Origin of the sequence: Nocardia sp. NPDC003269 (assembly GCF_042888005.1) — a bacterium.
In the GTDB taxonomy this organism is placed as follows: domain Bacteria; phylum Actinomycetota; class Actinomycetes; order Mycobacteriales; family Mycobacteriaceae; genus Nocardia.
Map to the genome: position 1 here is coordinate 137058 of NZ_JBIAPA010000004.1, position 19179 is coordinate 156236.

Below are 19179 nucleotides of genomic sequence, written 5' to 3' on the forward strand. Positions count from 1 at the left end.
GGATGATCGGAAGGATGAGGTTCGATGTCGCGTTTCTGCAATACGCCGGCTCGGGTCCGATGCGGCACGAGGAGCGGCTACTCTCCGAAGGCCTGGCACGGCGCGGCATCCCCGTCCGCTACTACAGCTGGAAGCGGATCCACCACCGGCAGCTGCCACTGGGGCCGACCACCTTCATCGCCGGCGACACCGACGCCATGCACGGCGCCATGCGCCAGCTGCGCATTCCGGTGCCCGAACCCGACGACTACCCCGAGGCGCTGCGCGACTATCTCGGGCGCAGGGTGTGGACATCGACCCTGGGCGAGGTCGAGAGCGCGCTCGACACCGGTACGGCGACACCGGTCTTCGTGAAACCGGCCGACCGCCGCAAGCGCTTCACCGGCACCGTCTGCTACTCCGAACGCGACGCCACCGCGTGGCACAGCACCAGCAGGCGCCGCCGGGTCCGATGTTCGGAGGTGGTGGCCTGGCGCACCGAATACCGCGTCTACGTGATCGACGGCCGCATCGTGACCGTCGACCACTACGACGGCGACCGCGCCGTCACCCTGGACATGGCCGTGGTCGAGTCCGCCGTCGCCGCCTACCACCGGACCGACACCGCGCCGATCGCCTACGGCATCGACTTCGGCGTCCTGGCCGACGGCCGCACCGCCCTGGTCGAAGCGAACGACGGCTATTCCCTCGGCGCCTACGACATCACCGCCGACGACTACACCGAACTCGTCCTCCGCCGCTGGACCGAACTCCTCACCACCTCCGGCGCCTGAGTCCGCATCCGCGCGCCGGAGCTCCTGACCGGAATCGTCTACCTCTCGGCCTGGTGCTGTGTCGAGTTGCCCAGCGCTCCGCTGATCCCACCCAGCTGGCCGCGCTGAAGCAGGGCCTGATGGCCGACGCGACCGACGGTCACACCTCGATGAACTGAACTCTCGGTGACCTGTGTCACGTCCTGTCACAGCGCATGGCCCGGCGGCGTCTCATGCCCGAAGCCCTCGAGTGAAGGAGAGACCGATGAGCGAGAAGATCCAGGTCGTCGTGGTCGGTGGCGGGTACGCGGGTGTGATGGCGGCCAATCGGCTGACCCAGCGCGACGATGTGGCGGTGACGGTGGTCAATCCGCGGGCGCGGTTCGTCGAGCGGATTCGGCTGCATCAGCTGGTGGGCGGGACCGATGACGCGGTGGCCGAGTACGGCGATGTGCTGGCGACCGGGGTGCGGCTGGTGGTCGACACGGTGACCGGGATCGACGCGGCCGGGCGCACCGTCGCGCTGGGCGGCGGCGACACGATCGGCTACGACTACCTGATCTACGCGGTGGGCAGCGGCAGTGCGGCGCCGCGCGTGCCGGGAGCGGGCGAATTCGCCTATCCCATCGCGAGTCTGGAGGAGGCGCAGCGGCTGGGCCCGGTGCTCGACGCCGCGGCGGCGACGGCCGCGGTGACGGTGGTCGGCGCGGGGCCGACCGGGATCGAGACCGCCGCCGAACTGGCGGAACGGGGTCGCGCCGTGACGCTCGTCTGCGGCGACGTGCTCGGCCCGTACCTGCATGCCCGCGGCAGGCGCGCGGTCACCAAGCGGCTGACCGCCCTCGGCGTGACGATCTTGGACGGCCCCGACGCGAAGGTCGTCGAGGTGACCGCGGAGTCCGTGCGGCTCAGCGGCGGTCATGTCCTGCGCAGCGCCGTCACCATCTGGACCGCCGGTTTCGGCGTCCCCGATCTGGCCACCCGCAGCGGCCTGCGCACCGACGCCGTCGGCCGCCTGCTCACCGACGAGACCCTGACCAGCATCGACGACGACCGGATCGTCGCCGCGGGCGATTCGGCGGCACCGTCGAACCTGCCGTTCCGGATGAGCTGCCAGGCCGCGGGCCCACTGGGCGCGCACGCCGCCGACACGATCCTGCGCCGGATCGCCGACGAGCGCCCCGACCCGATCGATCTGGGCTTCGCCGGTCAGTGCATCAGCCTCGGCCGCCACGCGGGCGTCTTCCAGTTCGCCGACAAGGACGACGCCGCCAAGTGGTTCCACCTCGGCGGCCGCCCCGGCGCGAAGGTGAAGGAGTTCGTGTGCGGCCACACCATCAAGCAGCTGGCGACCGAGGCGCGCAAGCCGGGCACGCACACCTGGGCCAAGGGCGACCAGCGCGCGCAACTGCTGCGGGACCGGGCCGACACCGACCCGGCAGGCGCGGCCGCGACCGCCGGGCACCGGTGACCGATCGGCCCCGACGACCGCGGCAGGTCATCGGGGCCACCGGCTCGGGCGCACGCTGCCTAACAGCAGTGAAAAGGACGGCGCTACTCAGGCATTCGGCGTCGCGGTGATGCTCCAGAAGTCGGCGTAGCGGCCACCCAGCTCCAAGAGCTCACGATGGGTGCCCTCCTCGACGATGCGCCCCCGGTCGACGAAGACGACGCGGTCGGCCGTCGCCACGGTCCGCATCCGGTGCGCCACCAGCACGACGGTGCGCCCCGCCATCAACCGCTCGATGCCCTGGTGCACGGCGGCCTCGTTCACGGGGTCGAGGGCGGAGGTGACTTCGTCCAGCAGGACGATGGGCGCGTCCTTCAGCAGCGCGCGGGCGATCGAAACCCGTTGACGCTCACCGCCGGAGAGCAGCGCGCCGCCCTCGCCCACGTCGGCGGACCAGCCGCCGGGCAGTCGCTCGATCACCTCGTCCAGGCCGGCGGCCGTCGCCGCGGCGCGGACCTCGGTGTCGGTGGCGTCGGGGCGGCCGAGCCGGATGTTGTCCTCGATGGTGCCGTCGAAGAGATAGACATGCTGGAAGACGATGGCGATGCGCGACATCAGGGTCGTGGTGTCGATCTCGCGCACGTCGACGCCGCCGATCCGGACGGCGCCCGCGCCCACGTCGTGGAAACGCGCGAGCAGCTGGAGCAGGGTGCTCTTGCCCGCGCCCGAGGGACCGACGATCGCGAACCGCTGTCCCGAGGGCACGGTCAGTGACAGGTCGTCGACGACGGTTCGGTCGCCGTGTGCGAAGCCGACGGCGTCGAACTCGAGGTCGTGCCGGTCCGGTGCGATCGGGTGGTCGGGTTCGGGCAGCGGCGCCAGCTGGAGCAGGTCGTCCAGGCGGGTCAGTTGTGCTCGCGCACTGCGCAATCGGCCACCGATCTCGGCCAGCGACAGCAGCGGTTCGGCGCAGCGGGCCACCAGGACGAGGATCGCCAGCAGTTCGGCCGCGCCGACCTGCCCACCCAGCGCGAGGTAGGCGCCGAGGGCGAGCAGCACGGTGAACACGACCTGCACGGCCAGCGTCAGGCCGACGATGCCGGGCAGGGCCGACAGCGCCGATCGGCGGGCGGCGCGCTGGAGTCCGCGCAGGGCGTCGTCGAGCAGGCCGAAGCGCTCGGTGGAGCGGCCACCGGCGCGCAGCACCGGCTGGGCCTGCAGGTACTCGATGACCCGGCCGGCAGCCTGGTGATCGCGGTCGTGGCGTTCGGCGTCGGCGGCGGCCATCGCCCGGCCCGTCCAGCCCTGGATCGCGGCCACCAGCGGAACGGCGACCAGCGCCGCCAGCCCCAGCTGCCAGTTGAACGCGAGCAGCACGACCACGATCGTCAGCGGCGTCACCACCGCGCCGACGAACGGCGCGAGCAGGTGCGCGATCACGCTCATCGCCTCCAGCACACCGCGACTCGCGAGCACCGACACCTCGCCGACCCGGTCGGGTCCATACCAGCCGAGCGGCAGCCTGGCGAGGTGATCACCGAGCCGGTGATAGGTCCCGCGCAGCAAGGTGGTGCCCGCGCGGAAACCGGCCAGGTCGCTGAGATAGCGCAGGGCGCCGTAGAGGGCGACCGCGATCCCGAACGCGAGCAGCCACGGCTCGGCGCCGTTCGGGTCGTCCCCGAACAATTCTCGGAGCACCGGCACGAGCAGGGCATAGGACAGGCCTTCGAGGACCGCCGTGGCCGTCATCAGCGCGACGGTGCGGCGCACCGGTCCGGCGTACTGATGGCCGAGCACGCGCAACAGGGTCCGGATCATGATGCGTCTCCTCCGTGGGATCGCCGGAACGCGGCAAAGGTGCTGTGGCCCGCCAAGAGCCGCGCGGGCGCGCCGCGCTCGACGATCACGCCGTCTGCCAACACGACGACGGTGTCGGCGTCGGCGATGGTCTCCGGCCGGTGCGCGATGACCAGGATCGTGCGGTTCTTCCGCAGGCTCGACAGCGCTTGCCGCACAGCCTGTTCGGTCCGCGGGTCCGCGAAGGCGGTGGCTTCGTCGAGCACCAGGATCGGGGTGTCGGCCAGCAGGGCGCGGGCCAGGGCGAGGCGTTGCGCCTCACCACCGGACAGCCCGGCCTCCACGCCGAGCACGGTGTCGTATCCGCGCGGGAGTTCGGTGATCCGGTCGTGGATACCGGCCAGCCGCGCCGCGCGGACCACCCGCGCGTGATCGGCGTCCGGCACGGCCAGCGCGATATTGTCGGCCACCGACGCGCGCAGCAGGCGCACGTCCTGGAAGACGAACGACACCTCGCGATAGAGCCGGTCGCTGCCGATCTCGCGCAGGTCGACGCCGCCGAGCGTGATCGCGCCGTGGGTGGGGTCGAAAAATCTCGGAAGCAGCTGCACGAGTGTGGATTTGCCGCTGCCGGACGGTCCGACGAGGGCGGTGACCGTGCCCGGTTCGAGGACCAGGTCGATTCCGCGCAGCACCTCGCGCCCGGCGTCGTAGCCGAACCGGATGCCGCGCAGTTCCACGCGATGCCCGCGGGGCGCGATCGGTTCGACCGGCTCGGGCAGCGGTGCGACGTCGAGGACGTCTTTGATCCGGCCCACCGCGCGGCCCGCCGCTTGCAGATCGTCGAAACCGTGGCCCAGGGCCGCGACCGGGGCGGTGAGCCCGAGGCCGAGCAGCAGGAACGGCAGGAGATCGACGGGTGCCAGCCCGCCCCTCGTGATCAGCCAGGCGCCGCCCACCAGGACGACCAGCAGCACGAACGGCGGCGACAGCGCCAGCTGCATCCCGGCGGCGATCGGCGAGAGCCCGCGCGCCCAGCGCAGGAAGGTGTCGGCGAAATCGTCCACCGCCGAACGGAATCGGCGGTGCGCGCGGTCGCCGCCACCGAATGCCTTGACCTCGGCGATGCCCTGCACGAACTCCACGACCGCATCGGCGATCCGGCTCATCGCCGCGTCGAACTCGGTCTGCTCGCGCTGTCTGGCCGGCGTCACCATGAGCGGGACCAGCGCGATCGCCAGCAGCACCGGGATCAGCGTGATCAGGGTCAGCCGCCAGTCGACGGCTACCAGATAGACCAGCGACACCAGCGGCACCACGAACGCCGACACCAATTCGCCGGGCGCGTGGGCGAGGAACGGATGCACCGCGCTCACATCCTCGCCGACCACCTTGGCCAGTTCGCCGGTGCCGCGCCGGGAGAACCACCCGATCGGCACCCGCCCCAGATGGGCGGCCAGCTGCCGCCGCAACGACAGCTGCACCGCGCCGTCGACGAGGTGCCCGAGCCCGGCGGACGCGGCGGTGAACACCAGCCGGACGAACAGTCCCGCCGTCCCGAGGACGACCACCAGCCACACATGACCGCGATCGATCGGCCCCGACGACAGCAGGGTGCGCCCAAGCTCGACCACGGCCAGCAGCGGGGCCAGGCCCGCGACGGCGCCGATGATCTGCAGGACGATCACGGCCGCGAATCCCCCGAGATGCGGGCGCAGCAGCGCGGCGAGGCTCGGCCCCGTGGGTCCGGCGTCCGGTGGTGCGGCGGAAGTCTCCGCTACCTCGACGAGGTCGGTGGTGGTCATCGGTTTCCCCTTCTCCTCGCGTGACCGCGGCATCGGCACTGGTCGGCGACCTGACGCCGAGCCTCGCGTCGTTCGAGAAAGTCACTGTCTCTAGCAAGTGACTGTAGGTAAGTCGATTCAGACAGTCAATGTCTATAGCGTGTTACTTTCTGTAACGAGTAGCTCTTGCTAATCTGCTCGCATGACCGGACTTCGCGAGCGGTGGCGGCTCAAGGCCATGCACACCATCCAGGAACGCGCCCTGGATCTCTTCGACGAGAAGGGGTTCGGCGCCGTCACGATCGAGGAGATCGCGGCCGCCGCCGAGGTGTCACCGTCGACGGTCTATCGCCTGTTCGGCACGAAGGAAGGCATCATCGTCGCCGACGAGTTCGACACCATGAGCGAGGCGGAGATCGCCGCCATGGTCGACCCCCACGATCCCGTCGAGAGCCTGCTGCGCTCGGTCCGCGCCGACGAATCCGCCCCCGCCGGTGCCGAATCCGCCCCGGCCGACCAGGGCCCGTGGCGCCGGGTCCGCTACCACTTCACCGAGCCCTCGGTCCGGATGGCCGCCTGCGCGTCCGCCGACCGCACCAGCCGGCGACTACTGCCCCTGATCGCGTCGACCGGCAAGTTCACCGACACCCAGGCCCGAGTCGCCACCAATGCCCTGACCTTCGGCTATTTCGCCGCCCTCGAACAGTGGTACCTCGACGGCGGCGAACGGCCCATCGCCGACTACGTCGAGGAGGGCCTGCGCCCCTTGCGCGCGCTCTGGCCGTCCGACGACCGACTCGCCTGAATCCAGAACTCCGCCACCGCCCGGACGAACTCGTCCGGGCGCTCGAGCGGGAGGAGGTAGGCGGCGCCGTCGATGACGGCCGCCGACCCCGACGTCAGGGTCGTCGCGGCGGCCCGCGCCTGCTCGCCCGTCCAGTCGGAATGCTCGCTGCCGGTGAGGAACAGCGTCGGCGCGTGAATCGCGGGCAGGTCCGGGGTGAGGTCGCGGCGCCGCAGCGAGATCGAGACGATCGCGTTGGCCATCGCCCTCCGGTCCGCCGCCCGGAATTCCTCGCCCACCATCGCGACGGCCTCCGGATCGCTCGCCGCCGTGCGCGGCGAGAGCAGGACCTGACTCAGGATGTCGACCAGGAAACGGGCCGGGCCGAGCACACGGTAGAGCGCGAGCAGCAGTCGCGTGCGCTGACGCCCCTTCCACGTGTACGCGCGGACCGGCGTGCCCGCGGTGACGAGCGTGCGCACGAGGTCGGGGTGCCGGGCGGCCAGCAGGATGCCCACGTGACCACCCCAGGCGTTCCCGATCCAGTCGACGGGCCCCTCGATACCGAGCCGCCCGAGCACCTGGCTCGCGGCCTCGGCACACTCCGCCATCGTGTAGCGGCGGCCGGGATCGCCGCTGGCCCCGTGCCCGGGACCGGTCACCAGAACGAGCCGCCGCTCGCGCGCCAGCGCGGGTTCGACCCGCGCCCAGCTGCGGCTGTCGACGAAGAGGCTGTGCCAGAGGACGGCGGTCGGGAGCGTGCCGTCCCGGCCCGTGTCGCGTACGACCAGCGGGCCGACGATTGTCTCGATGATCTGCTCGGACATCGCTGCCATCCCTTCGATTGACAGTGTCAACCTGGGATCAGTATCGTCCCGTGGATTGACACTGTCAACCATGGTGGGAGGTGCTCGTGCCTGCGAAGACGACGCTGCGCGACCGGCTCATCGCGGCCGCGCTCGACCTGCTCCGCGACGAACCCGCGGAGACCTTGAGCATCCGCAAGGTGGCACACACGCTGGGCACCAGCCACCAGGCCCCGTACGTGCATTTCGGCGATCGTCGCCGTTTTCTCGCGGCCGTCGCGGGTGCGGGACTCGCGGACGCCGCGGCCGAAGCGGAAGTCGCCGTCACCGCCGCGGGCGCCGACCCCGAGGACCGGTTACGCGCGCTGGTGCGCTCCTACGTCCACTTCGTCGATACGCGTCCCCACGTGCACGCGCTCGCGTTCGGCCCCCTCGTCGCCATGAACGACGACCCCGTCCTGCAAGCCGCCGCGACCCGCTACTGGACCGTGCTGTCCTCCACCGTCGCCGCCAACCAGCCGGCCGGAGTGGACGACGCCGACGTCGCTCGGCGCACCGCGATGGTCTGGGGAACCGTGCACGGCATCGCCGGGCTGACCGCGGCGGGCAAGATCCCGAGCGGTGTGCCCGCCGATCGAATCACCCTGTTGGACAATGCTGTTCACGCGATGCTGGCGGGCTGGCGCGCCGGAGCACGCTAGTCGAGAACACCCCGGAGGACGCGGGCGAAAGCCTCCGGCTGCCCCGGGTAGCCGGACTCTTCACCGGCGAACCCGCCGTGATGGCTGGGGAACACGACCGGCTTGTCCCCGAGCTGCTCCGCGAGCGCCGAGGAGGTGCGCTCGGTGACCGTGCCCGCCGACTCCTCGCCGTAGCCGAGGACGATCCGGGTGGGTGCCGCGGTGAGCGCAGCGATGTCGGCGCGGTAATCGAGGACCGGCCTCGACCGCTCCGCCAGCAGCGGGTGGTCGCGCGCGCCGTCGTCCTCGACCGGCAGGCCGAACATCGCGGGATCCACGGTGGGCGCGGCGAAATAGTCGTCGGTGAATTCGCCCTGCCAGGACGTCATCGCGATGAAAGTGGCCATGCCGGCGCCGAAGCCCTTCGCCGCGTAGGCGTCGCGATACCCGGCCGCCGCGCGCTGGGCCGCCGCCGCGTCGGGAAGCGCGGACAGCAGCGGCGGTTCGTGCGCGACCAGGGTGCTCACGTCCTCAGGGTGGGCGGCCACGAGCGCGAACGCGACGATGGCTCCCCCACTGCTGGCGAACATCTCGACCGGGCCCGCGCCGAGGGCCTCGATGACGGCATGCACGTCCTCGGCATGCATCGCGGGGACGTTGTCGACCTCACCGTCGGTGCGGACGCTGCGACCGAGTCCGCGCGGGTCGTAGGTGACGACCGTGCGATCGGGGAAATGCGCGGCGAGCGCGGTGAACCCACCGGCGTCCATCGGGAGTCCGGTCATGAGCAGCGGCGGCCGCCCGTCGGCGGTCGGGAGCGGGCCGTGGACGTCGTAGGCGAGAGTCGCGCCGGAGGTTTCGAGCTCGTGTGTCGTCATGCTGGTACCGACGTGTCGGCAGGCGAGAACTCATCGGCAGGTGCCGAACCGTTCCTACTCGTCGAGCCGGATCCGAATGCCCGCCATGCGCTCAGGCCCTCCACGCAGCGCACTGCCCAGCAGCCCGACCCGAGCGGCCAGCCCGTACTTGCGCTTCATCAGGCCGGGGAAGTGCGCGCTCGCGTCCGGCGCCAGCACCTCGGCGAATCCGGGTATCGCGGCGCCGAGCGGCCTGCCGCGCCAGTCGCAGGCTGCGACCGTCACCCGGCCCCCGTTGCGAATCCGCTTCACCTTCCCGGTGTCCGCCGCGCTCCACACCGCCAGCGACCGGCCGTCGCGCATCACCCAGACCGGGGTGGGGACCGCCCGGCCGTCCCGGCGGAACGTGGTGAGGGGCAGATACTTGCCGGCCGCCAACTCGCTCAGCACCGTGTCGATGTGTTCCATGGGGAAAGACTAACCAGTTAGTTATATTCGTGTCGTTGGAGCCGCTCGACGGTGCGCACGAGGCAGTCGGAAGGAACCCGGATGGGGCGATTCGTTTGGACTCTGCTCGCGGGCTTCGTGCTCGGCACCCCCGCGGTCCCGCTCGGCCTCTCGCTCTCCCTGCCCGGCCCGATCACGCTGGTCGCGGTGCTGCTGGGGGCGGCGTGCGGTGTCGTCTTCGCGGTGTTCGTCATGGAACGTGTTCGCCTGCACTGGCAGTCCTGGCGGGCGCGCCGGAATCCGGCTGCGGCATCAGCGGGTTCAGCGAACGGCGCGAGCGTCGGCGGCGCGGCGCCCGCCGATAACGCTCGCCTCTCGGGCGGCGCGGGACGACGGGCACGGCGCGTCCTCGACCGGTACGGCGTCGCAGGCTTCGGTATCGCGGGCCCCGCCCTCTTCGGCACCTGGGGCTCCGCCATGCTCGGCGCCGCGCTGGGCATCCCCCGCTGGCGGCTGATCCGGTGGCTTACGACCGGGATCGCCCTGTGGTGCACCGTGCTGCTGTTCGCCTCGGACGCGGCGTTCGCCGTCTTCGGGATCGGCTGACGCAACGGGGTGCGCAGAGGCAACTAACCAGTTAGTCCGAATTACGATGGCCGATATGTCCCGCGCCGACGCCACCAAGGCCCGCATCCTCCAGGCCGCCACCGACGAGTTCGCCACCTATGGCATCGCCGGAGCCCGGGTGGACCGCATCGCCAAGGCGGCGGCAGCCAACAAGAACCTCATCTACGTCTACTTCTGCAACAAAGAGCAACTCTTCGACGCGGTCCTCGACGCCAACGTCACCCACGGACTCGACTCGGTCCCCTTCACCCCCGACGACCTCCCCGAATACGCGGGACAGATCTTCGACTACTGCCAGCAGCACCCCGAGGTCATCCGCCTCGCCACCTGGCACCGACTGGAGCGCGGCGACCAGGACCCGGCAGGCATGTCGCCTGCGCGCGAGGCCAAGCTGGCCGCACTCGCCGCAGCCCGAAAGAACAGCGGCACAGGCTCCAACTTCTCCCCCACCGCGCTACTGACCTTCGTCCTGAGCCTCGCGCTGGCCTGGACCCCGGGCAACGTCGCGAACATGGCCACCTCCCCGACCGAGAGCACCGCCGACCGCCGCCGCGCGATCGTCGACGCCGTGCGCCACCTGCTGTGAGCACGCCCGGGCAACCCAGCGAAAATGGTTGGCCGACAAAAGTATTCGTCCGCGCCAGCGGCTGCTCGATATCGCCACCGCCGCCCTTACGGGATCTCCGGGCAGGTCGAGAATCCATTGGTGCGGATGCACCGCACTCGATCAACCGGTCGCAGCCCGCCAAGATATTCGCTGGCCAGAGGGGAAAGTGGGGCGGGTGGGGCTCGAACCCACGACCAGCGGATTATGAGTCCGCGGCTCTAACCGACTGAGCTACCGCCCCTGGCCGCGGGTGTCCGCGGGCGAGTCGCATGGTACCCGGTGGGTGCGATGTTGACCACTCGGCGAGCCGGGTGGCGGGGGTCGGCGGGGCGGGCGAGGATGGGGGTATGGCCGATCTTTTCGTGCGGGTACTGCGGGGGCATCAGTGGGTGTACGAGCACAGCGGTGGGCTGGTGGGGCACCGGTTGCTGTTCGGGAATCCGACGCTGTTGCTGCGGACGGTCGGGCGCAAGAGCGGGCAGGCGCGCACCTCGGCGTTGACCTACGCGAAGGACGGGGCGGATTTTCTGGTGACCGCATCGAACGGTGGGTCGCCGCGGCCGCCGGGGTGGCTGGCGAATGTGAAAGCGCGACCGGACTGCGAGATCCAGGTGGGGACCCGCACGATCGCGGTGACAGCGCGGCCTACCTACCCGGACGATCCCGACTACGCCCGGCGTTGGGAACTGGTGAACGCAGTCAACGGCGACCGGTACCGCGGCTATCAGACGAAGACGCGGCGACCGATCGCCGTGGTGGTGTTGAACCCGAGAACCGAACCCAGCTAAGCCTTTTCGGCCTTCTGCCGCTGCACACGTGCCCGCTCCTCGCGGTCGCGACGTTCGATCTTGCCCCCGGGGTTGCTCGCTAGCTTGATCACGCCGACAACCAACAGGAGCACCGCAACTATCACTGCTATAACAATTATTCCCTGCACAGTATGAACTTATAGCGTATTCCGTTGCGGCGCAGACTAAGTTACAATGACGCGCCGATCGTCAAGAGGGTCCGGCCGAGCGCCGATCGGCTCTCGATGACCGCGTGCGCGCGCTCGACTTCCTCGATCGGGAACGTCTGACCGATCACCACCTCCAGCCTGCCTGCGGCGACCTCGGTTTGTGCGCGCCGGGCGATGGAATTCCAGTCGATCTCGCCGGCGACGACATCGAACAAACCGACGACGGTGACCCCGCGGGCGGCGGCCGAATCGGCATCGACGTGAGCGAAATCACCTGCGGCAGACCCGTATCCGAGGAACGATCCGTTGTCCGCCGCGGCGGTCAGCGCCTGGCCGCCGATCGCGCCGCCCGCGCCGTCGAAGACGACATCGGCGCCCCCGCCGGTGATCTCCCGCACCCGCGCCTCCCAGCCGTCGACCGTGTAGTCGACGACCGCGTGCGCGCCGAGCCGCTGGGCGAGGGCGAGTTTGTCGGCACCGCGCGCGGCGGCCACCACCTTGGCGCCCGCCGCCACCGACAGCTGGATGAGCAGGGTGCCGAGTCCGCCGGCGGCCGCGGTGATCAGCACCCATGAATCCGGTGCGACGGCGGCACTGTCGAAGACGGCGAGCGCGGTGCGGCCGTCGTGGGCGAGGGCGACGGCCTGCTGGGTGCTCAGCCCGTCGGCGATCTCCACCAGTGTCTCGGCCTTGGCCAGGGCGTGTTCGGCGTAGCCGCCGGTGGGGACGCCGCCGCCGACCCCGCTCGCCGCGGTCTGGGTGACGACGCGCTTGCCCAGCCAGCCGGGGTCGACCTCGGCGCCCACCGCGGAGACGACGCCGCCGACCGCGCCGCCGGGCACGTACGGCAGGCTCAGCGCGAAGAAGTCGCCGCCCCAGCCGCTGCGCAGTCTGGTGTCGAGGAACATCACGTCGGCGACCTCGACGTCGACGACCACCTCGGCCGGACCCGGCTGCGGCACAGGGACTTCCCGCACCTCGAGCACTTCCGGACCGCCGAATTCCTTGACCTGCACCGCACGCATCGCGCCTCCTTCGTGGTATTCACGGACGCGTCCAGCTTGGAACCTGAAGTCGAGTTCAGGTCAAGGGGTGTGCGAGGTGGATCACACGATCACGAACCGCCGCCGCAACTCGAACCACCACCACCGCAGCTGCTGCTCGACCCGCCGCCACAGCTGCTGCTCGAGCCGCCGCCACAGCTACTGCTGCTCGAGCCGCCACCGCACCCGCTGTTGCTTCCGCCGGAGCACCCGGTCCCAGCACAGCCGCCGCTCGAACCACCGCCACAGCTCGATCCCGAACCGTGCGGCCCCGGCGACCCGTCGAAGAATCCGTAACTCCCCGCCGACCCGGCCAGCCAGCTCTGGTCGACGAACCCCTGGGGCCCGCGCGGCGGGCTCAGCTTGCGCACCAGCACCACGACCGCCGTGACCAGCACCGCGATGCCGACCACCACGAACGCGAGCACGATCAACAGCATGACAACCATGTCTGCAGGCTAACCGCCGGATCGGTCGCCGGCAGCGCCTACGGACGACCACCCAGGGGGCTTACAGTGAATTCGTGGCGCTCTCGTTCCTTCGACGCGGACCGCGACCGATCGACCTCACCGCGGTCGATCGCACGGTCGCCGACCTGCGGTTCCCCGACGCGATCTTCAAGACCTGTCCCTGGCAGCCGCGGGAACTGGTGGAAACCGGTCTGCGCCAATGGTTGCGCTGTTGCGGCGCGGCGATGCGCGACGACCAGGTGATCGGCATGCCCTCGCACGCGGTCGACGAGGCCTGGCACGGCTTCATCCTGTGCACCCAGCAGTACGCGCGATTCTGCGCCGAGGCCTACGGCCGCTTCCTGCACCATTTCCCCGACGGCGCGGGCGACAGCGCGCCCGACCACGGGTCGATGCTCGACCAGCTCGGCCGCACCGTGGTGGCCTGGTCGCTGGTGGCCGGCCCGGACGAGCGGTGCGTGCTGTGGGACCTCGACCGGCAGGTCGGCGTGGAGCAGCCGTGGGGCGTGGACGCCCGGCACGTCGCCGCCGTACAGGAGCGACTGCGCCGGACGTGACCGCGCGTCAGACCAGCTTCATCCGGCGGGCCGCGAAACGCACCGCGCCGGGCGCGAGCCGGTTGATCCGGTACTGCACCCACGATTCCGGCGTCACCGGCACGATGTCGCGGCCGCCGCGCACCGCCTTGACGATCTGCGCCGCGACCTTGTCGGGGGTGTAGCCGCGGCGCTCGTAGAGCTTGTCGAACTTGCGCTGGGTGGCCGCCTCGTCCTCGGCGGAGACACCCGAAATGCGGGTGGTGGCCACGATATTGGTGTGCACGATGCCGGGGCACACGGTCGAGACCGAGATCCCGCGTTCGGCCAGCTCGGCGCGCAGGCAGTCGGAGAACATGAACACCGCCGACTTGCTGGTGGCATAGGCGGCCATGTCACGCTGCGGGCTGTAGGCGGCCATGCTGGACAGGTTCACGATGTGCCCGCCGAGGCCGCGCTCGGCCATCGCCGCGCCGAAGGCCCGGCAGCCGTTGACCACGCCGCCCAGATTGATCCGCAGGACCCGGTCGAATTCCGCGGACGGGGTGTCGAGGAAGCCGCCCGCCTGGCCGACGCCCGCGTTGTTGATCAGGATGTCGGGCACGCCGTGCGCGGCGATCACGTCGGCGGCGTGTTCGCGCACCGCGGCCTCGTCGGAGACGTCCAGCGGATAGGCGTGCGCGACACCGCCTTCGGCGCCGACGAGCTCGGCGGTCTCCTTGGCTGCGTGCTCGTTCACGTCGGAGAGCACCACCTCGGCGCCGAGCCGGGCGAAGGCCAGCGCGGTCTCGCGGCCGATACCACTGCCGCCACCGGTGATCACCACCAGCTTGTGGTCGAATTCCTTCCGGGTGCGGCCCACTTCGGCGCGCGCGAGGCCGCGCGGCACATCGCCGCCGGCGAGCGCGTCGATCAGTTCCGTGGTGGCCGTGGCCAGCAGTTCGGGGTGCGAGAACGGCATCCAGTGCCCGGCGGGCACGTCGCGACGCCACAGGCGCGCGGTCCACTTGCGGGAATCGTCGTAGCCGGCGGGGCGCACGGCCACGTCGCGACCGGCCACGATCAGCTGCACGGGCACCTCGGTGCGGCGCTCGCGCGGGGACAGCATGCGCTGCACGATGTTCGCGCGGTAGATGAGCAGGCCGTCGACCATGTCGCGGCGGAACGTGGGGCCGAGCACGACATTGCCGGGGGCGGTGTCGTTCATCAGCGCGACGGCGCGCTGCCACACCTTCTCGGTGCCGATCGCGGTGAAGGTGGCGCGCGGCAGCACGGGGGTCATGAAGAACGCGGTGTAGGCCGAGGACAGCGCCTGGGTCACCGGCTGCCAGATATTGCGCGGGGTCGGCCGGGAGAGGCGGTCGCGCACCCAGGCGGCCAGGTGGTCGAGGTTCGGGCCCGACACCGAGGTGAACGAGGCGATCCGCTCGGTCGCCTGCGGCTCGCACACGGCCTCCCAGACCTGCACCGAACCCCAGTCGTGGGCGAGCACGTGCACCGGGCGGTCGGGGCTGACCGCGTCGATGACGGTGTAGAAGTCGCGGGAGAGTTCGTCGAGGCGGAAGTCGGCGGTGCGCTGGGTGCGGGTGGACTCGCCGTGGCCGCGGGTGTCGTAGGCGACGACGTGGAAGCGCTGCGCCAGCCGCGGAATCACCTTGTCCCACAGGTGGTGGGTGTCGGGCCAGCCGTGCACGAGCACGACGGTGTCGGCCGCGGGGTCGCCGTATTCGAACACGGCCAGGTCGAACTCGCCGTTGCGGACGGTGCGCCGGTTGGCGGCCTGCGTGGTGTCGACAGACATATCTCTTCGGACTCCTTGTCCTGGAATCGAACTCACAGGTCGAGCACCAATCGCTCACCGTGCGAACGGGATACGCAGGCGAGCATGTCGCCCGCGGCGTGGTCGGCATCGGAGAGGGTGTTCTCCCGATGATCGGGCTCGCCCGCGAGCACCCGGACCACACAGGTGCGGCAGAAACCCTGCCGGCACGAGTAGGGCTGGTCGGGGCGGGTCGCGAGGATGGCGTCGAGGGCGCTGCGGTCGGCGGGGACCTCGATCACCGCGCCGGTGGAGGCGAGTTCGATCTCGAAGGCGGTGCCGTCGACGATCGGCGGTGGCGAGAACCGCTCGAAGTGCAGTTCCACCTCGGGCATGGTGCGCACGGCGGCGACGATCGCCGAGGTCATCGGGGTCGGGCCGCAGGCGTAGACCGCCGTGCCCGCGCCGACCTCGGGCAGCAGGGCGGCCGCGTCGGGCAGGCCGTGCTCGTCGTCGGTGCGCACGATCACGTGCTCGCCGAAGCTCTCCAGTTCCGCCAGGAACGGGATGGTGTCGCGGGAACGCCCGGTGTAGACCATCGTCCACGGCACGCCGAGCCGGTGCGCGAGCCGCGCCATCGGCAGGATCGGGGTGATGCCGATGCCGCCGGCGACGAAGTGCAGGCGCTGGGCGGGCGAGCCGTGGCCGGGGACCGCGAACGGGAAGGCGTTGCGCGGGCCGCGCACCACGAAGCGGCTGCCCACCGGCAGCTCGTCGTGCACCTCGCGCGAACCACCGCCGCCGTCGGGGATGCGGCGCACCGCGATCCGGTAGGCGCGTTCGTCGGCGGGGTCACCGCACAGCGAGTACTGGCGCAGCAGGCCGGAGGGCAGTTCGAGATCCAGGTGCGCGCCCGGGCGCCACGCCGGCAGCACCCGGCCGTCGGGCGCTTCCAGGCGCAGGCTCACCACGTCCTGGTCGTGCGCGACGATCCGGCGCTCGGTGACCACCACCGGGAACCGGCGATCGTCGACGCGCGGACGCGGATCACGGCGATTGACCAGGGCGCTCCAGCGCAGCCGGGCGGTCGCGATGGCGTCGAGCACCCGGGTGCCGGGGTCGTGGCGATGCTTGCCGTAGAGGTCGCCGGGCAGCGCCTGCGGCACGTCGCGCACGGTCACGAGGCCGCCGCCCGCGCCGCGGGCGACTGCGCCAGGTAGGCGACGGCCTGCGCGGTCGAGCCGACGGTCTCCGGGCTGTAGCCGGGCTGGAAGGTCGACAGCGCGCTGATCAGCAGCGACGGGATGCCCGGCAACGCGCCCCGCCACATCGCGCCCAGGATCGAGGTGATCACCCGCGGATACCCGTGGTCGGGCAGCTGCGGATCCTGCTGCACCAGGAACTTCGCGCCACGCACCACCAGCGCGATGAAGATCGGGAACACCAGCATCATCGAGGCGCAGCGGCGCACGTAGCCGACGCCGAAGTACTCGGCGACATCGTGGGCGACGTTGCGGTGCTCGACCTCCTCGGCGCCGTGCCAGCGGAACAGGTCGGCCATGCGCGGGTCGGCGCCGAACTTCTCCAGGTCGGCGTTGATCACCCAGTCGCCGAGCCAGGCGAAGAAGTGCTCGAGGCAGGCGATGAACGCGAGGCGTTCGATCAGCATCTGCCGTCCGGCGCGGTCGTCACCGCCGCGCGGGCCCAGGGTCTTGCGGAACAGGTATTCCATCTGCCGCACGTAGGGGCCGGCGTCGATGCCGTTGGCGGTGAGCACGTCCTGCAGGACCTTCTCGTGGGTCTCCGCGTGCATCGATTCCTGCCCGATGAAGCCGAGCATGTCCTCGCGCAGCTTCTCGTCCTTCACCAGGGCCAGTGCCTCGCGGTAGGTCACGATGAACATGCGCTCACCCTCGGGCAGCAGCATGTTCAGCGCGCTGATCAGGTGTGACGCGTACGGCTCTGCCGACATCCACTGCAGGTCGACATCCGACCAGTCGAAGGTCACGTTGCGAGCGTGCAGGGCGACCTTGCCGGGATCTACCTCCGGTCGCCGTGCGGCCCGGCGAAGTAGCTTCATCGGTACTCCTCGTCCTACCGCGCGTTGCTCGGTCGAGCGCCGGGCGCCACGGTGCGCCGGTCGTGCGGTAAGGAAATGATACATGTACGTAGTATTTGAGGTAACACCTATTTTGCAGCGATTTCCCCGAAATCCGGCCGCGAGCGGGTGCCGACGGTCACCCGGCCGAGGTGCGACGCCGGAACCGGCGCACGAGGACACCCGGGTTCCAGGTGCCGCCGCGTCCCCTCGTGAGCGGGTAGCAGGCGAAGCCGATGGCCGCCGCGCTCGCGTGCCCGACATCGGTGAACGTGCGATTCACGAAGACCGGCGGCAGCACGACCGCGAGCACGCCGACGATGTAGAGCCATCGCCACGGCCTCACCAGCCGATAGGCCAGCACCGCAGCCACACCGGCCAGCGCGTAGCTGACGCCCACGTCGAGGGTGTACATCGCCCGCGCCGGCGCGTCGTCGTTGCGGATCGCCCACAGCAGCACGCCTTCGCTGAGGTAGGTGGCGCCCACATGGGCGACCACGGCCACCGCGAGCCAGCGCAGCGTGCCGAGCCAGCGTTCGGTGTTGGCGTGGAAGAGGGTGAACAGCACCGCGTAGGCGAACCAGCTGCCCCCGCCGGTCCAGAACGCGCTGCCGATCAGCACCCGGACGGGGTCCTCGGCCAGATGGTGCAGATTGGTCGACCGGTGGCCCAGCCACTGGCGCGCCTCGTCGTCCGGCAGTCGCCGGATGATCACCGTGGTCACCGCCAGCGCGGCGAGCCACAGATAGGTGCCCGGCGCGCTGCGCACCCACCGCCACACCGCTACCGCGCCTCGTCGAGCCCGCCCGCTGCCAGCTGCGCTCACCACCCCAGTCTGCCGGATCCGCCCGGGACCACAATGGAAGGCACGACGACCCTTCCCGATCGACCGCGCTAGCGAGAGGCAGGTGGGTGCGGTGATCCGCGTCGGCACCTCCGGCTGGCAGTACCGCGACTGGCGCGGCGTGCTGTACCCGGACGGCCTCCCGACGCGGCGGTGGCTCGAGCGCTACGCCGAGGCGTTCGCCACGGTCGAATCGAACTCCGCGTTCTACCGGCTGCCGAGCCGCGAGACCTTCGCCGCCTGGCGGGACCGCACACCCGCCGACTTCCTGGTCGCGGTGAAGGCGAGCCGCTATCTCACCCACCTCCGGCGGCTGCGCGACCCGGCGGAACCGGTCGCGCGGCTGCTCGACCGCGCGGCGGGACTCGGCGATCGGCTCGGCCCGATCCTGCTGCAACTACCGCCGACCCTGCGCGCGGACGCCGCCCTGCTCGACGACTGCCTTGACTGTTTCCCCGCCACCGCGCGGGTCGCGGTGGAACCACGCCACGACTCCTGGTGGACCGACGAGATCCGGGCCGTGCTCGAATCCCGCGACGCGGCCCTGGCCTGGGCCGATCGCGACTCCCGGCCGGTCACCCCGCGCTGGCGGACCACCGGCTGGGCCTACCTGCGCCTGCACGCCGGACGTGCCTCTCCCCCACCGCATTACGGTCGACGTGCGCTGGCGAGCTGGGTCGATCGTCTGACCGGCACCTGGCCGGACGACGCCGAGATGTTCGTCTACTTCGACAACGACCACGGCGGCGCCGCGGTCGAGGACGCCGTCACCTTCGCCCGCCTCGCCGACGCGGCGGGCGCGCGGGTCACCAGGGTGCCCTGGTAGCGACAGCACAGCACCCCCGCCTCGGCATCGAGACGGGGGTGCGCGCGGCGGACA

The 19179-nt window shown here is 70.9% G+C and carries 20 protein-coding genes and 1 tRNA gene; 9 read left to right on the forward strand and 12 right to left on the reverse strand.

All coding sequences use genetic code 11. From position 1 onward, the window contains the following. The first annotated feature begins 14 nt into the window (after positions 1 to 14). Positions 15 to 773, forward strand: a complete 759-nt coding sequence (locus ACFYWJ_RS28865) for an ATP-grasp domain-containing protein (protein WP_355278936.1) — start codon at positions 15 to 17, stop codon at positions 771 to 773. 244 nt (positions 774 to 1017) lie between these two features. Continuing rightward, positions 1018 to 2223 carry an FAD-dependent oxidoreductase gene (locus ACFYWJ_RS28870; RefSeq protein ID WP_355278934.1) on the forward strand — a complete coding sequence of 402 codons (1206 nt, stop codon included), beginning with the start codon at positions 1018 to 1020 and terminating at the stop codon, positions 2221 to 2223. An 87-nt stretch (positions 2224 to 2310) separates the two neighbouring features. Here ACFYWJ_RS28870 and ACFYWJ_RS28875 read toward each other — a convergent pair whose 3' ends face one another. Both ACFYWJ_RS28875 and ACFYWJ_RS28880 read right to left on the reverse strand, forming a co-directional pair. Further along, positions 2311 to 4020 (reverse strand): ABC transporter ATP-binding protein, encoded by a 1710-nt coding sequence (locus ACFYWJ_RS28875; protein ID WP_355278932.1) that lies wholly within the window; start codon positions 4018 to 4020, stop codon positions 2311 to 2313. After that, entirely contained in the window at positions 4017 to 5804 is a 1788-nt protein-coding gene (locus ACFYWJ_RS28880) for an ABC transporter ATP-binding protein (protein ID WP_355278929.1), read from the reverse strand. The genes ACFYWJ_RS28875 and ACFYWJ_RS28880 overlap by 4 nt, the downstream gene beginning before the upstream one ends. Before the next feature lie 181 nt (positions 5805 to 5985). On the opposite strand from ACFYWJ_RS28880, the gene ACFYWJ_RS28885 reads away from it, so the two are divergent. Then, a complete protein-coding gene (locus tag ACFYWJ_RS28885; RefSeq protein ID WP_355278926.1) occupies positions 5986 to 6588 on the forward strand; it encodes a helix-turn-helix domain-containing protein in 603 nt (200 codons plus the stop codon). On the opposite strand, the gene ACFYWJ_RS28890 is transcribed toward ACFYWJ_RS28885, so the two are convergent. Next, positions 6525 to 7394, reverse strand: a complete 870-nt coding sequence (locus tag ACFYWJ_RS28890; RefSeq protein WP_355278923.1) for an alpha/beta hydrolase — start codon at positions 7392 to 7394, stop codon at positions 6525 to 6527. The two genes, ACFYWJ_RS28885 and ACFYWJ_RS28890, sit on opposite strands and share 64 nt — an antisense overlap. An 86-nt stretch (positions 7395 to 7480) precedes the next feature. On the opposite strand from ACFYWJ_RS28890, the gene ACFYWJ_RS28895 reads away from it, so the two are divergent. Further along, entirely contained in the window at positions 7481 to 8074 is a 594-nt protein-coding gene (locus tag ACFYWJ_RS28895; RefSeq protein ID WP_355278921.1) for a TetR-like C-terminal domain-containing protein, read from the forward strand. On the opposite strand, the gene ACFYWJ_RS28900 is transcribed toward ACFYWJ_RS28895, so the two are convergent. Together ACFYWJ_RS28900 and ACFYWJ_RS28905 are read right to left on the reverse strand one after the other, a co-directional pair. After that, a complete protein-coding gene (locus ACFYWJ_RS28900; RefSeq protein ID WP_355278918.1) occupies positions 8071 to 8931 on the reverse strand; it encodes an alpha/beta hydrolase in 861 nt (286 codons plus the stop codon). The genes ACFYWJ_RS28895 and ACFYWJ_RS28900 overlap by 4 nt on opposite strands. A gap of 54 nt (positions 8932 to 8985) precedes the next feature. Next, positions 8986 to 9378 (reverse strand): PPOX class F420-dependent oxidoreductase, encoded by a 393-nt coding sequence (locus ACFYWJ_RS28905; protein ID WP_355278915.1) that lies wholly within the window; start codon positions 9376 to 9378, stop codon positions 8986 to 8988. An 81-nt stretch (positions 9379 to 9459) separates the two neighbouring features. Here ACFYWJ_RS28905 and ACFYWJ_RS28910 point away from each other — a divergent pair, with 81 nt between their 5' ends. Together ACFYWJ_RS28910 and ACFYWJ_RS28915 are read left to right on the forward strand one after the other, a co-directional pair. Then, positions 9460 to 9963, forward strand: a complete 504-nt coding sequence (locus ACFYWJ_RS28910) for a hypothetical protein (RefSeq protein WP_355278912.1) — start codon at positions 9460 to 9462, stop codon at positions 9961 to 9963. Between the two features lie 55 nt (positions 9964 to 10018). Beyond that, positions 10019 to 10570 carry a TetR family transcriptional regulator gene (locus tag ACFYWJ_RS28915; RefSeq protein ID WP_355278910.1) on the forward strand — a complete coding sequence of 184 codons (552 nt, stop codon included), beginning with the start codon at positions 10019 to 10021 and terminating at the stop codon, positions 10568 to 10570. A gap of 188 nt (positions 10571 to 10758) precedes the next feature. Here the strand turns inward: ACFYWJ_RS28915 and ACFYWJ_RS28920 are convergent. Continuing rightward, positions 10759 to 10832, reverse strand: a tRNA-Ile gene (locus ACFYWJ_RS28920). Positions 10833 to 10938: 106 nt separating this feature from the next. Between ACFYWJ_RS28920 and ACFYWJ_RS28925 the strand changes: the two genes are divergently transcribed. Beyond that, positions 10939 to 11379 (forward strand): nitroreductase family deazaflavin-dependent oxidoreductase, encoded by a 441-nt coding sequence (locus tag ACFYWJ_RS28925; RefSeq protein WP_355279266.1) that lies wholly within the window; start codon positions 10939 to 10941, stop codon positions 11377 to 11379. A gap of 190 nt (positions 11380 to 11569) precedes the next feature. Here the strand turns inward: ACFYWJ_RS28925 and ACFYWJ_RS28930 are convergent, their stop codons facing one another. Both ACFYWJ_RS28930 and ACFYWJ_RS28935 read right to left on the reverse strand, forming a co-directional pair. Further along, positions 11570 to 12574, reverse strand: coding sequence for a zinc-binding dehydrogenase (locus tag ACFYWJ_RS28930; RefSeq protein ID WP_355278908.1), 1005 nt, complete (start codon positions 12572 to 12574; stop codon positions 11570 to 11572). Positions 12575 to 12663: 89 nt separating this feature from the next. After that, complete coding sequence (locus ACFYWJ_RS28935) at positions 12664 to 13041, reverse strand: hypothetical protein (RefSeq protein ID WP_355278907.1); 378 nt, start codon at positions 13039 to 13041, stop codon at positions 12664 to 12666. A 74-nt stretch (positions 13042 to 13115) separates the two neighbouring features. On the opposite strand from ACFYWJ_RS28935, the gene ACFYWJ_RS28940 reads away from it, so the two are divergent. Continuing rightward, entirely contained in the window at positions 13116 to 13619 is a 504-nt protein-coding gene (locus ACFYWJ_RS28940) for a hypothetical protein (RefSeq protein ID WP_355278904.1), read from the forward strand. A gap of 7 nt (positions 13620 to 13626) precedes the next feature. On the opposite strand, the gene ACFYWJ_RS28945 is transcribed toward ACFYWJ_RS28940, so the two are convergent. From ACFYWJ_RS28945 to ACFYWJ_RS28960, 4 genes are all read right to left on the reverse strand, one after another. Beyond that, positions 13627 to 15399, reverse strand: a complete 1773-nt coding sequence (locus tag ACFYWJ_RS28945) for an SDR family oxidoreductase (RefSeq protein ID WP_355278903.1) — start codon at positions 15397 to 15399, stop codon at positions 13627 to 13629. Between the two features lie 32 nt (positions 15400 to 15431). Next, entirely contained in the window at positions 15432 to 16538 is a 1107-nt protein-coding gene (locus tag ACFYWJ_RS28950; RefSeq protein ID WP_355278900.1) for a PDR/VanB family oxidoreductase, read from the reverse strand. Beyond that, positions 16535 to 17437: a metal-dependent hydrolase gene (locus ACFYWJ_RS28955; RefSeq protein ID WP_355278897.1), complete on the reverse strand. Its 903-nt coding sequence runs from the start codon at positions 17435 to 17437 to the stop codon at positions 16535 to 16537. Before ACFYWJ_RS28955 ends, ACFYWJ_RS28950 begins: the two co-directional genes overlap by 4 nt. Positions 17438 to 17594: 157 nt before the next feature. Next, on the reverse strand, positions 17595 to 18281 hold the full coding sequence (locus ACFYWJ_RS28960; protein ID WP_355278895.1) for a rhomboid-like protein: 687 nt from the start codon (positions 18279 to 18281) through the stop codon (positions 17595 to 17597). A gap of 91 nt (positions 18282 to 18372) precedes the next feature. Between ACFYWJ_RS28960 and ACFYWJ_RS28965 the strand changes: the two genes are divergently transcribed. Then, positions 18373 to 19125, forward strand: coding sequence for a DUF72 domain-containing protein (locus tag ACFYWJ_RS28965; protein WP_355279263.1), 753 nt, complete (start codon positions 18373 to 18375; stop codon positions 19123 to 19125). Positions 19126 to 19179 lie beyond the last annotated feature (54 nt).